This window comes from Agrobacterium sp. BT-220-3, from assembly GCF_025910175.1.
In the GTDB taxonomy this organism is placed as follows: domain Bacteria; phylum Pseudomonadota; class Alphaproteobacteria; order Rhizobiales; family Rhizobiaceae; genus Agrobacterium; species Agrobacterium oryzihabitans.
Genome location: NZ_JAPAIX010000001.1, coordinates 23,011 through 36,162 on the forward strand (window position 1 = coordinate 23,011; position 13,152 = coordinate 36,162).

11 protein-coding genes are annotated in these 13,152 nt (G+C 61.0%); 10 read left to right on the top strand and 1 reads right to left on the bottom strand.

Annotation, left to right across the window (positions count from 1 at the left end; genetic code table 11):
- Nucleotides 1-37 precede the first annotated feature (37 nt).
- The gene (erpA, locus tag OK142_RS00155; protein ID WP_080834658.1) at nt 38-370 is read right to left on the bottom strand and encodes an iron-sulfur cluster insertion protein ErpA; all 333 of its coding nucleotides are present in this window, start codon (nt 368-370) and stop codon (nt 38-40) included.
- A gap of 215 nt (nt 371-585) precedes the next feature.
- Here erpA and OK142_RS00160 point away from each other — a divergent pair, with 215 nt between their 5' ends.
- The 10 genes from OK142_RS00160 (at nt 586) to serS (ending at nt 12,980) form a co-directional block, all read left to right on the top strand.
- Nucleotides 586-1,803 carry a deoxyguanosinetriphosphate triphosphohydrolase gene (locus OK142_RS00160; RefSeq protein ID WP_498680645.1) on the top strand — a complete coding sequence of 406 codons (1,218 nt, stop codon included), beginning with the start codon at nt 586-588 and terminating at the stop codon, nt 1,801-1,803.
- 76 nt (nt 1,804-1,879) lie between these two features.
- Nucleotides 1,880-3,637 (top strand): arginine--tRNA ligase, encoded by a 1,758-nt coding sequence (gene argS, locus OK142_RS00165; RefSeq protein WP_498680646.1) that lies wholly within the window; start codon nt 1,880-1,882, stop codon nt 3,635-3,637.
- A gap of 66 nt (nt 3,638-3,703) precedes the next feature.
- Nucleotides 3,704-6,766, top strand: a complete 3,063-nt coding sequence (locus tag OK142_RS00170) for an SPOR domain-containing protein (protein WP_498680647.1) — start codon at nt 3,704-3,706, stop codon at nt 6,764-6,766.
- Between the two features lie 259 nt (nt 6,767-7,025).
- A complete protein-coding gene (gene nagZ / locus OK142_RS00175) occupies nt 7,026-8,042 on the top strand; it encodes a beta-N-acetylhexosaminidase (protein ID WP_498680648.1) in 1,017 nt (338 codons plus the stop codon).
- A gap of 58 nt (nt 8,043-8,100) precedes the next feature.
- Complete coding sequence (locus OK142_RS00180; RefSeq protein ID WP_035242442.1) at nt 8,101-8,949, top strand: segregation and condensation protein A; 849 nt, start codon at nt 8,101-8,103, stop codon at nt 8,947-8,949.
- Nucleotides 8,939-9,673: an SMC-Scp complex subunit ScpB gene (gene scpB / locus OK142_RS00185; RefSeq protein ID WP_003495655.1), complete on the top strand. Its 735-nt coding sequence runs from the start codon at nt 8,939-8,941 to the stop codon at nt 9,671-9,673. Before OK142_RS00180 ends, scpB begins: the two co-directional genes overlap by 11 nt.
- Before the next feature lie 129 nt (nt 9,674-9,802).
- Nucleotides 9,803-10,018: a twin-arginine translocase TatA/TatE family subunit gene (locus tag OK142_RS00190; RefSeq protein ID WP_035223099.1), complete on the top strand. Its 216-nt coding sequence runs from the start codon at nt 9,803-9,805 to the stop codon at nt 10,016-10,018.
- A 54-nt stretch (nt 10,019-10,072) separates the two neighbouring features.
- Nucleotides 10,073-10,792 (top strand): Sec-independent protein translocase protein TatB, encoded by a 720-nt coding sequence (gene tatB, locus OK142_RS00195; RefSeq protein WP_003495659.1) that lies wholly within the window; start codon nt 10,073-10,075, stop codon nt 10,790-10,792.
- Entirely contained in the window at nt 10,789-11,592 is an 804-nt protein-coding gene (gene tatC / locus OK142_RS00200; RefSeq protein ID WP_003495662.1) for a twin-arginine translocase subunit TatC, read from the top strand. Before tatB ends, tatC begins: the two co-directional genes overlap by 4 nt.
- A gap of 104 nt (nt 11,593-11,696) precedes the next feature.
- Nucleotides 11,697-12,980, top strand: coding sequence for a serine--tRNA ligase (gene serS / locus OK142_RS00205; protein WP_498680649.1), 1,284 nt, complete (start codon nt 11,697-11,699; stop codon nt 12,978-12,980).
- Nucleotides 12,981-13,152: the final 172 nt, after the last annotated feature.

A 13,152-nucleotide genomic window follows, 5' to 3' on the forward strand; every position in this document is an offset into this window, starting at 1 on the left:
GGCGGTGGCGTACGGATCGCACGCCGTTGTTTCCCACTCAGATTGAGAAGCTGGTGCCGCAGCCGCAGCTTGCGACCGCATTCGGGTTCTTGATCTGGAAGGACTGACCGAGCAGGTTGTCGACGAAGTCGATTTCGGAGCCTGCCATGTAGATGACCGACATGCTGTCGATCAGCACCCTGGCGTCGCCGCGCGCAATCACGATGTCGTCATCGGCGGGGTCTTCCGCCAGATCGAACTTGTAGGAGAAGCCCGAGCAGCCGCCGCCTTCCACCGAAACGCGCAGTGCCTGCTTGCCCGCATCCGCCGCCACGATCTGGGCGATTCGCTTTGCTGCGGCTTCCGAAAGTGTAATGTCGCTGTTTTCCATGTCGTTCCTCGTGCCGGGGTCAAGAACCGGAGAGCAATAGATTTGTCGTCGCTATTATAAACCAGTCAAATAAACGGTCTATAGCGATGTCCACAACGGCCTTTGCCGCGATGATGCTTTGCGCCGACCTCTGCGATAGGTATGAAGGGTGGATGAAAAGGTCAATGGCCGAGGCTAAAAGGAAGTCACGGCCAGAGAACAGTACAGGTGGATGCATGATCATAGACCAGCGCGCATTGGGTTTCGGAAGTGGCGAGAGGGCGGTTTTCGCCTCAGATCCATGGACCACGCGCGGGCGTCTTTTTGCCGAAGAGGGAAGCCTGACGCGTTCGGAATTCCAGCGCGACCGGGACCGCATCGTCCACACAACGGCGTTTCGCCGGCTGAAACACAAGACACAGGTTTTCATCAGCCCGGATGGCGACCACTACCGTACGCGTCTTACCCACACCATCGAGGTGGCGCAGATTGCCCGGGCGCTGGCGCGGGCGCTGAAGCTCGACGAAGATCTGGCCGAAGGCGTGGCGCTGGTGCACGATTTCGGTCACACGCCCTTCGGCCACACCGGCGAGGATGCGCTGGATGCGGTTCTGCAGCCCTATGGCGGCTTCGATCACAATGCGCAGTCGCTGCGCATCGTCACCAAGCTGGAGCGCCGTTACGCTGAATATGACGGCATCAACCTGACATGGGAGACGCTGGAGGGCCTCGTCAAGCATAATGGCCCGCTCATCAACACCATGGGCGAGGGGATCAAGGGCCCGGTTCCGCTGCCCATCCTCGAATATTGCGAGCTGCAGGATCTGGAGATCGGCAGCTATGCCAGCCTCGAGGCGCAGATGGCGGCGATTGCCGATGACATCGCCTATAATACCCACGATATAGATGACGGGTTGCGCGCGGGTTATCTTACCTTCGACATGCTGGAGGAGGTGCCGTTCCTCAGCAAGCTGATGGCCGAGGTGCGGGCGAAATATCCCGTGCTCGACAAGGAACGCTTCGCCAATGAAATCATGCGCCGGCAGATCACCCATATGGTCGAGGATGTGATTGGCGTTGCGCAGCAGAATCTGGCCCGTCTGAAGCCGAAGAGTGCGGCGGATATCCGCGCTGCCGATTTCACCGTTGCGACCTTCTCGCCTGAGATGGCCGAGACCGACCGACAGATCAAGAAGCTGCTGTTCGGTCATATCTACCGGCATCCGGAGATCATGCGCATCCGTGCCGGCGCCACGCAGATCGTCACCGATCTTTTCCACCGTTATATGGAGACGCCGGCGGAGATGCAGAGCCACTACTGGGTGGACAGCATTTCCGGTATGAGCGTGGCCGCAAAAGCCCGGCATGTGGGCGATTATCTGGCGGGTATGACCGACAGTTATGCACTGCGCGCCCACCAGCGGCTGTTTGACCACACCCCCGATTTGCGATAGGGCAGCGGGCGATCGCGAAGCCAACCCGGTTATGATGGCCGGACATAAACAGAAGCCCTTCGCGCAGGTTGGAACGATGAACATTTTTGCCGATTTCGATACCAGGATCAAAAACGCGCTCGAGACCCTCGATCTCGTGAAAGAGAACCGCGACAAGGTCGATTTCAGTCGAATTACCGTCGAATCCCCGCGCGATCTGAGCCATGGCGATGTCGCAACCAATGCCGCCATGGTGCTGGCTAAGCCGCTTGGCACCAATCCCCGGGCGCTGGCCGAACTCATCGTGCCGGCACTTCAGGCGGATGGCGATGTCGACAGCGTCAATGTCGCCGGTCCCGGCTTCATCAACCTCAAGGTCTCCGTCGGTTACTGGCAGCGTCTTCTTGCCGACATGATCGGGCAGGGCATCGATTTTGGCCGCTCGCAGATCGGTGCCGGTCAGAAGATCAACGTCGAATATGTCTCCGCCAATCCGACCGGCCCGATGCATGTCGGCCATTGCCGCGGTGCCGTGGTGGGTGACACGCTGGCGAACCTGCTTGGCTTTGCCGGCTACGGCGTGACCAAGGAATATTACATCAACGATGCCGGATCGCAGATCGACGTCCTGGCGCGTTCCGTCTTCCTGCGTTACCGCGAAGCACTCGGCGAAGATATCGGCGCCATTCCCTCCGGTTTTTATCCCGGCGACTACCTCGTTCCCGTCGGTCAGGCGCTGGCGGATGAATATGGCATCAAGCTGCGCGCCATGCCCGAGGAAAAGTGGATGCCGATCGTCAAGGACAAGGCGATTGCTGCAATGATGGCGATGATCCGCGAGGATCTGGAGACGCTGAACGTCAAGCATGACGTGTTCTTCTCGGAGCGCACGCTGCATGAGGGCAATGGCGGCCCCATTCTGTCCGCCATCAACGATCTGACGTTCAAGGGCCATGTCTACAAGGGCACGCTGCCGCCGCCGAAGGGCGAATTGCCGGAGGACTGGGAAGATCGCGAGCAGACGCTGTTCCGTTCCACCGAAGTGGGCGATGACATGGACCGCGCGCTGATGAAGTCTGACGGTTCCTACACCTATTTCGCCGCCGACGTTGCCTATTTCAAGAACAAGTTCGATCGCGGTTTTTCCGAGATGATCTATGTGCTCGGCGCCGACCATGGCGGTTACGTCAAGCGTCTGGAAGCCGTCGCGCGCGCCGTCTCGGAAGGAAAGTCGAAGCTGACGGTTCTTCTGTGCCAGCTCGTCAAGCTCTACCGTGATGGTGAGCCGGTGAAGATGTCGAAACGCTCCGGTGATTTCGTCACGCTGCGCGATGTTGTCGACGAAGTGGGTCGCGATCCGGTGCGATTCATGATGCTTTATCGGAAGAATTCCGAGCCGCTGGACTTCGATTTCGCAAAAGTGACCGAACAATCGAAAGATAATCCGGTCTTTTACGTGCAATATGCGCATGCCCGCTCAATGTCGATCTTCCGGCAGGCGCAGGAAGCGTTTCCGGGGCTTGCTCCCTCTGCGGAAGAGATGGCGGCATCTGTTGCTTTGATCAGCGATATCAACGAGTTGCAGCTGATTGCAAAACTCGCCGAATACCCGCGTCTGATCGAATCCGCTGCCCTTTCGCATGAGCCGCACCGGCTTGCTTTTTACCTCTATGATCTCGCCAGTTCCTTCCATGGACACTGGAACAAGGGTAAAGACCATCAGGAATTACGTTTTATTAACGATAAAAACCGAGAATTGAGCATTGCCAGACTTGGGCTGGTGAATGCTGTCGCAAATGTTTTGAAGTCTGGCCTTACGCTTTTAGGAGCGGACGCACCTGACGAGATGCGATAACATATCACCATTATTTGCTCACAATACGCTGGCAAGAGCTGCAATGCGTAGATGGTGGAACACGTAATGGTCGAAAAAAATGTCGCGTATAACCGGGACGCCCGGTCCGAAGGCTTCGCTGACAACGATCCTCTGGCAGAACTGGCGCGTATCGTCGGCTTCGAAGATCGTCCTTCGCATGCGGGTTCCGAGGCTGCGCCATCGGCTACCCGCCGCGAGCCCGAATTCAATCTCGAAGATGAGCTTCTGAGGGAATTCGAGGTTTACGACGCGCCGCATGCCGATCCGGTCGTTCTTGATCCGGCAAACGATGTTCGCGCCGGCATCCATCCCAACGACTTCATGCAGCGTGTCGAGCAGGTCTTCGCCCGCCGCGAGCCGGAGCTTTCTCCCGTGGCCGAGCCGCAGGTCGAGGCCCGGTATGCGCCGGAGCCGATGCCAGCCTACGAGGTTGCACCCGAGGTCACGGAAGAGCCGCTTCCGGAGGTCGATCAGGCCTATATCCACAATTACGTCGAAACCTCGACGCAGGACATTCGCGCGGATTTCCGTGACGATGCCGGCGCGGTTGCCGAAGTTTTTGATGTGCATTCGCGCCAGCCGCGTGCTGCCGAGCCGGTGGTTTACCAGCAGGCCGCCCAACAACTGGCATGGGAAGAGCCGCAGGCCATTGAGCCAGCCCAGCCCGAATGGCACGCCATGCCGGAACTTCCGGCCGACGTTTCCAGCAACATTCCTTCTTCGCATGGTTACGCGCCGGAGCCTCAGGCCTTTGATCTTGCCGATGAGGTGGAGATCGCGGTTGCCGAGGAAGCGCCCGCACCCGTTTCCGTGCGTCCGCCTTCGCAGGGCGGTCGTTCTTCGCTGGAATTTTCCAGCCTGCGCCTGCCGCTTGCCAATTTCGGCGCGCGTCGCGATGTTTCGGCTGTTGATCCGCGGCGGGTCGAGCCAAGGTCTGAACAGCAGCCCGCAGCCCGAATCGAACCGCAGGTCGAGCCAGTACCGGCACCTGCCGTCATCCAGGCGGAAGAGACGGCGCCAGCATTTATGCCTCCGGTCGCTGAAGCCTTCGTGCCCGCTGCGCAGCCTGTAACGCCTCCAGTCGTTCAGAAGCCTGTTGCGACCAATCTGTCGCCGATGGACGAGCTGATCTACGACGTGGCGAAATATTCCATTCCTGGCCGTGGCGAAGAACCCGTTGTCCAGTCTACGCCGGTCGTTCAGGCCGCACCCGCCGTTCAGGCTGCAAGGGTGGAGCCGCAAGTTGCTGCGACGCCCGTGCGGACAACGCCCGTTGCCCCCGCTGCCCCTGTTCAGGAGCCGGATTTCAGCGATTTTGCAGGCTTCAACGACGATGATTTCGAGCTTGCGCTTGACGATCTCGATCTTGATCTCGACCTTTCGGAAATTGCCGAAGCCGAGGTCGCACCTGCGCCCGCGCCGCAACCCGTTCGCCAGCAGCCGGTTGCTCCCGTGGTCGCTGCCGCCGCACCTCAGGCCGCACCTCAGCCGGCGAGGGAACAGCCCGCACCCCAGCCGCGCGTTGTGCCTGTCGCTGCGCCGATTGCCGCTGCTGCGCCCGTTCAGCCGCGTCCGGCCGCGCCTGCGCCGCAGCCGGTTGTGCCGCAGACGCTGGAAAGCCTGCCTTTCGACCCTTCACAGATCGGCGAGACGGAAGAACATCCGGAAACCATCGTCGAGATGGACGTGCCGGAACTGCCGGTCGGGGTTTTCGAACCCAAGCCGGTTGCTCGACGCCACGAGGAAGATCTCGATATCGATACCGAGCTTGCGACGCTGTTCGCCCCGGCAGTCGCTGGTGGCCTTGACCGTCACAAACATGCGGAAAACCGGGGTGCTGCCCCGCAGGCGCGCGCCGCCGCTCAGGCTCCGGAAGAAGCCGACGAGTTCGAGCGGGCGCTGGAAGAGGATTTCCGTCGCTCCATGCAGGAGGCAGCGGCTTCGCGCGGCAATGCGCGTGATGCCGAAAACACCTATGTCAATCATCAGGCGGCCTATCGCGATGAGGATGAACGCGGCGGTCGCCGCTGGATCATGCCGGTTGCGGCCGCAATCGGTCTGGTTCTTGTCGGTGGCGGCGTTTACGCGCTGATATCAGGCGGTTCGTCCAGCACGGGCTCCAATGGTGCACCGGTCATCATCTCCGCCGACAATGATCCGATGAAGGTCGTGCCGGAAAATCCGGGCGGTCGCGTCGTGCCGAATCAGGACAAGGCGGTTTATGATCGCGTGGCCGGCGGCAGTGCTGCCGATCCGAAGCAGCCCGCGCTGATCTCCAGCAGCGAGCAGCCCGTTGATGTGGTTCAGCGCACGCTGATCCCCGAACAGCTGCCGCTGGAAGGTGAAAACGACGCCGATATGGAAGCAGCCGCCGGCACGCCGGTTGGCGAGACGGAAGATCCGCGCCTGCTTTCGCCGGAAGAAAAGGCCGCGCAGAACGAAGGTGCGGGTGCAACCGGCGTGTCACCACGCAAGGTCCGCACCATGATCGTCAAGCCTGATGGCACGCTGGTCGCCCAGGAAGTCGATGCACCGGCAGCCCAGCCGCCGAAGGCCGACAAGGTCGCGGAGCTTGCCGCGCCCCAGACCGCCAAGCCGGGTGAGGGCGCTCCCGCCGTCATCGCCGCTTCGCGTGTTCCGGTTGCGCCTGAACAGGCCGCCGCACAGCCGCAGGCTCACACGCCGGCCACGCCCGCCTCGCAGACGGCAGCACCGCTTCCTTCGGCGCGTCCGTCCTCGCAGCCATCCAATGTCGTGGCAACCGTCACCAACCAGGGCAATGTCCGTCCCGCTGCCACCGCTCCGGCACAGCCGCCGGCCGCACAGCAGCAGACAGCCGCAGCAACGACAAGCACTCCTTCTGCCGGTGGTTACTACATCCAGATCGCGTCCCTGCCGAGCCAGGCGGAGGCCCAGAAGTCCTACCAGAACATGTCGGCCAAGTTCGGCTCGGTCATCGGTGGACGTGGCGTCGACATCAAGGCCGCCGAAATCGCCGGCAAGGGCACATTCTACCGCGTCCGTATCCCGGCGGGTGACAAGAACGAAGCCGTGGCGCTGTGCGAAAAGTTCCGCTCGGCCGGCGGCAGCTGCCTGGTGGCGCGCTGATCGGGAGCATCGGGGCCGCAAGTCCCCGCTGTAACGACCGTCACGTGAACGGTGTTTCCTTTGCCGTCATGCCGGACTTGATCCGGCATCCAGCCACGGCGCGTCTGCGCCGTGAGAAGAGTCTCTCGCGATCAAGGACTTGATCGCGCTGGACCCCGGATCTAGTCCGGGGTGACGGGCGTCAAACGTCGCCGTCCCCTCCAAAGGTCGAGACTTATTGAGGCTTTCTTTCCTTCCATTCTGTAACAGGCGTGACATCATGACCGATTGCAAAGCTATGATCCTCGGATGCGGTGGCTTGACGCTTTCCGCTGACGAGATTGCCCTTTACCGTGACCAGCAGCCGTGGGGTTTCATCCTGTTCGGGCGCAATATCGGTGATGCGCAGCAGATCACCGATCTCGTCGCCGCCATGCGCGATGCCGTCGGGCGGCCCGACGCCCCGGTTCTGATCGATCAGGAAGGCGGGCGGGTGCAGCGCATCAAGCCGCCGATCCTGCAGGCCTATCCGAATGCCCGCATTCTCGGTGAAATTTACGAGCGCGACCACGAGGAAGGCCTGCGGGCTGCCTGGCTGATGTCGCGCCTGCATGCCTTCGACCTCACGAAATTCGGCATCAATGTCGATTGCCTGCCGGTGCTCGACGTGCCGGTGGAAGGTGCAAGCAACGTCATCGGCAACCGCGCCTATGGCTATGCGCCGACCATGGTGGCCGAGATGGGGCAGGCAGCGGCCGATGGCCTGAAGGCTGGCGGCATGCTGCCGGTGATGAAACATATGCCGGGGCATGGCCGCGGCATGGTGGATTCGCACCATGAACTGCCCGTGGTCGATGTGCCGCTCGATGAGCTGGATGCCCATGATTTCGTGCCGTTCCGCGCGCTTAACCGTGAATTGATGGCCATGAGCGCGCATCTGGTCTTCAACGCCGTCGACCGGGAGCGGCCCGCCACCACCTCTGCGAAGGTGATCGAGGAGATCATTCGCGGGCGGATCGGCTTTGACGGTTTGCTGATGTCGGACGACAGCTCCATGAATGCGCTGAAGGGCACGCTGGGCGAGCGCGCCGCGAATATTGTTGCGGGTGGCTGCGATATAGTCTTGCATTGCAACGGCGTGATGAGTGAAATGCTGGAGGTCGTGAAGGAGGTTCCCGTTCTTTCCGGCCGTTCGCTGGAGCGGGTGCGGGCCGTGGAAGCGGGTTTTCCCACCGCCGATGCCTCCGACGAAGCTGAACTGAGAGCCGAATTCAACGCCATGTGGGCCGTTTCCTGACAATCGGGCGGCGGCCTCGTAATAGGGACGACAGGCCGGACGCCCGGCGGATGGAACAATGGCCGCAGACAAGTCTCGCAATTCGACGCCTATGGACAAGCTCTGGCAGGATGGCACGCCGGAGCGGCTGACGGGCGAGGCCGGGCTGGTCATCGATGTCGCGGGTTTCGAAGGCCCGCTTGATCTTCTCCTGCACCTTGCCCGCACGCAGAAGGTCGATCTGTCGCGCATTTCGGTGCTGGCGCTTGCCGAGCAATATCTTCAATTCGTGGAAAGCGCGCGCCGCGTGCGCATCGAGCTTGCGGCCGACTATCTGGTGATGGCGGCTTGGCTCGCCTTTCTCAAATCCAAGCTCCTCATTCCGCAGCAATCCAAGGATGACGGTCCCTCGGGTGAGGAAATGGCCGCGACGCTGGCCTTCCGGCTGAAACGCCTGGAGGCGATGCGCGAGGCGGCCGAAAGGCTTGTCAACCGCGCCCATCTCGGCCGCGATATCTTCGCCCGTGGTGCGCCGGAGCATATTCCGCATATCAACCGCTCGGCTTACGAGGCAAACCTCTACGATCTCCTGAGCGCCTATGCCAATCTGCGGCAAAGACAGGCTATCACCCAGGTGACGATTGAAAAACGGCAGGTCTGGTCGCTGGTGGAAGCACGGGAACTTCTCAACAGCCTGCTCGGCGATGTCGGTGAATGGACCGTGCTCGACCAATATCTGCTGCAATATGTGCCCGACCCCGCCATGCGGGTGACGGCGATCGCCAGCGCCTTTGCCGCCTCGCTGGAGCTGGTGCGCGAGGGGTCGCTGCAAATCCGCCAGGAGGGCGCCTTCCAGCCCATCTATATGCGCAGGAGCGAGAGAGACGATCGCGCGGTGAATGCCGAAAGGACTGACAATGACGAATGACGACGAGACCGGCGAAGCCGCCATTGTGGCAGATGGGGTGGAAATCGAACCCACGGTATTTTCCGAACGTCAGCTGAAGGAAGCCGAGCGGATCGCCGAGGCACTGGTCTTTGCCTCCGCCGAGCCGGTTTCGGTCGCCTTCATTGCCGAGCGGCTGCCGCGCGGCATGGATGTCGTCGCCATCCTGCATCGGTTGAAGGCCGCTTATGTCGAGCGCGGCGTCAATCTCGTGCAGGTGGGCGGGCAATGGGCGTTCCGCACGGCGGGCGATCTTTCCTTCGTCATCCGCTCGGAAGAGAAGGAGCCGAAGAAGCTCTCGCGCGCGGCGCTGGAAGTTCTGGCGATCATAGCGTATCATCAGCCGGTGACACGCGCTGAAATCGAGGAAATTCGCGGCGTACAGACCTCGCGCGGCACGCTTGACGTGCTGATGGAAGCGGGCTGGGTGCGTTTCAGGGGCCGCAGGCGCACGCCGGGCAGGCCGGTGACGATCGGCACCACGGTTGAGTTTCTCGATCATTTCGGACTTGAGGAATTGCGGGACTTGCCGGGCCTTGAGGAACTGAAGGGTGCAGGGCTGCTTTCTGGCCGAATTCCATCCAATTTCGGCGTGCCCCTGCCGATGATGAGCGACGAATTGCGTGAAGACGAAGACCCGATCACGCAGCTCGATCTGGAAGAATTGGGCCTGCTTGCGCCCAGTGGCGGCGACGGCGAAGAATGATTGATCGTCTCGCCGGCGACAAGACGCAAAAACTTTATGTTCACTCCCCGTTGAAGCGACGATTTGTTGTTTGAAAAAGCCTTTCAAACATCTTACATCGTCTGAAAGCGAAATTCAGGAGTTTTAGTTATGGGTTCTTTTAGTGTGTGGCATTGGCTCATCGTTCTGGTGATCGTTCTCGTCCTCTTCGGACGCGGCAAGATCCCGGAACTGATGGGTGATGTCGCGAAGGGCATCAAGAGCTTCAAGAAGGGCATGTCCGACGATGACGCAACGCCTCCGCCGGCGGCCGATGCCAATACCACTGCCAAGACCGTCGACCACAAGGCTGACGAGATCAAGTAAGCGGCTTATTGCCGCTTGGTGTGAGACTGGCGTTAGGGTCTCGGGAGCGTATTGATGTTTGATATCGGCTGGAGCGAGCTTCTGGTGATTGCGGTCGTGCTGATCGTGGTCGTCGGGCCGAAGGACTTGCCGCCCATGATCCGCGCCTTCGGCAAGACGATGGCGGGCCTTCGCAAGATGGCGGGAGACTTCCGCACCCAGTTCGACGAGGCCTTGAAAGAGGCTGATATGGACGATGTGCGGCAGACGATCTCCGATGTCCGCAATCTCAATCCGACCAATTCGCTGCGCGATGCGATGAACCCACTTCGCCAGCTCGGAAACGAGATCAAGTCCGATCTCCAGAAGGCGACGGCGGCACCTGATTCCCTGTCGTCGACACCAGCGCCTGCAACGAGCGAGCCGGTGGCGCCGCTGGTCAGCGTGCCCGAGCCGGAAATGAAGCTTCCGGATGCGCCGCCTGCCGTGGGCTCCGCGTCTGCTGTCTCCGCGCCGGTCACTGCGGTTGCCGCTGCGGAAGAAAAGCCGAAACGGGCGCGGGCGAAATCGGTTGCGACCGTCGAAGCCGAAACGGTGGCCGCCAAGCCGAAACGCACCGTCCGCAGCAAGTCTGCCGAAGCGTTAGAAGAAACTGCTGTGTCGAAACCTACCGTGAAGGCTGTCGCCAAGAAGGCTGCCGTCAAGAAAGCGGCGGCTGAGAAGGCGGTGGCGGAAGCCAAACCGGCCAAACCGGCGAGAACAAAGGCTGCAAAGCCCAAAAAGGATGAAGCATGAGCGGGGACATCGAGGATAAGCCGCAGCCGCTTATCGAACACCTCATGGAGTTGCGCACGCGGCTGATCTGGTCGCTTGGCGCATTTTTCGTCGCCTTCATCGCCTGTTTCGCCGTTGCCAAACATCTCTTCAACCTGCTGGTCATTCCCTATAAATGGGCCGTGCTCTGGGCGGGGCTCGATGTCACGAAATCGTCGCTGATCTATACCGCGCCGCAGGAATTCTTCTTCACGCAGATCAAGGTCGCGATGTTCGGCGCCATGGTCATCTCCTTTCCGGTGATTGCCTCGCAGCTCTACAAGTTTGTCGCCCCCGGTCTCTACAAGAACGAACGCGCCGCTTTCCTGCCGTTTCTGATCGCTTCGCCGATCCTCTTCCTCATCGGTGCGGCGCTCGTCTATTTCTTCTTCACGCCCATGGTCATGTGGTTCTTCCTCGCCATGCAGCAATTGCCTGAGGATGGCGAGGTGGCGATTTCACTGATGCCGAAGGTGTCGGAGTATCTGAGCCTCATCATGACGCTGGTCCTCTCCTTCGGTCTGGTGTTCCAGCTGCCTGTCGTCACCACGCTTCTCGCCCGCGTCGGACTTCTGACCAGCGACTGGCTGCGCGAGAAGCGCAAGTTCGCCATCGTCATGGCCTTCGTGGTTGCAGCGGTGCTGACGCCGCCAGACCCCATGTCCCAGATCGGTCTTGCGCTGCCTGCGATCATTCTCTACGAGATTTCCATCTACATGGCTCGACTCGTGGAGAGGAAACGTGCGGCGGAATCCAAAAGCACGGAGCTGGAAGAGACCTGACGCTTCGCCACGGTCTTCCCGCTCATTTAATTTCCTCGCGCCGGGCCCTTCGCCCGGCGTTTTGCTGATAAAACGCGGGCGGCCAACAACAGTCTGGAACGACGATGCACGACATTAAATGGATACGCGAAAACCCCGAAGCCTTTGATGCGGCTCTTGCACGGCGTGGCGTCGAGCCGACCGCCGGCGGCCTGATCGCTCTCGATGAGAAGCGCCGTTCCGTCATCCAGTCCCTGCAGGACATGCAGTCACGCCGCAATGCCGCCTCCAAGGAAATCGGCGCCGCCATGGCGCAGAAGAACATGGAGCTTGCAGAAAAGCTCAAGGCCGAAGTCGCCGACATCAAGGACAACATGCCACGCGCCGAGGAGGAGGACCGCCAGGTCACCGCCGAGCTGAACGACGCCCTGTCGCGCCTGCCGAACATGCCCTTCGACGATGTGCCTGACGGCAAGGACGAACATGACAATGTGGTGGCCCGCGTCGTCGGCCAGAAGCCCGGCTGGAACCATGAGGCCAAGGAGCATTTCGAGATCGGCGAGGCGCTCGGCTACATGGATTTCGAGCGGGCGGCCAAGCTTTCCGGCTCGCGCTTCACCGTTTTGACCAGCCAGCTGGCGCGTCTGGAACGGGCGCTCGGCCAGTTCATGATCGACCTTCACACCTCGGAACATGGCTATACGGAAGTCTCCTCGCCACTGATGGTGCGTGACGAGGCGATGTTCGGGACGGGGCAATTGCCGAAATTCTCCGAGGACCTGTTCAAGACCACGGATGGCCGCTGGCTGATCCCGACGGCGGAAGTGACGCTGACCAATCTCGTCTCCGGCGAAATTCTTGAGCAGGAGAAACTGCCGCTGCGCTTCACCGCGCTTACCCCGTCCTTCCGTTCGGAAGCGGGCTCCGCCGGCCGTGATACGCGCGGGATGCTGCGCCAGCACCAGTTCTGGAAATGCGAGCTTGTCTCCATTACCGATGCGGAAAGCGCTGTCGCCGAGCATGAGCGCATGACGGCCTGCGCCGAAGAGGTGCTGAAGCGCCTTGGCCTGCATTTCCGCACCATGACGCTGTGCACGGGTGATATGGGCTTTGGCGCGCGCAAGACCTACGATCTTGAAGTCTGGCTGCCCGGCCAGAACACCTATCGCGAAATCTCGTCCTGCTCCGTCTGCGGCGATTTCCAGGCGCGGCGCATGAATGCCCGTTATCGCGGCAAGGACGACAAGGCCACGAAGTTCGTGCACACGCTGAACGGTTCCGGCACGGCTGTCGGCCGCTGCCTGATCGCGGTTCTCGAAAATTATCTGAACGAGGACGGTTCCGTCACAATTCCAGAGGTGCTGCTGCCCTATATGGGCGGTCTGAAGCGAATTGAAAAAGCGTCTTGAATTCGGCGATGCCGTCATGCCGGACTTGATCCGGCATCCAGCCAGCCCAAGTCTTTGGGCTGAAAGGACTTTTCCCGCCGCGCGGACGCGCGTCGACTGGATGCCGGATCAAGTCCGGCATGACGGTTGAGGGAATGTTCCGTACCTGAACGAAATGAGTAGCGGGAGAGAG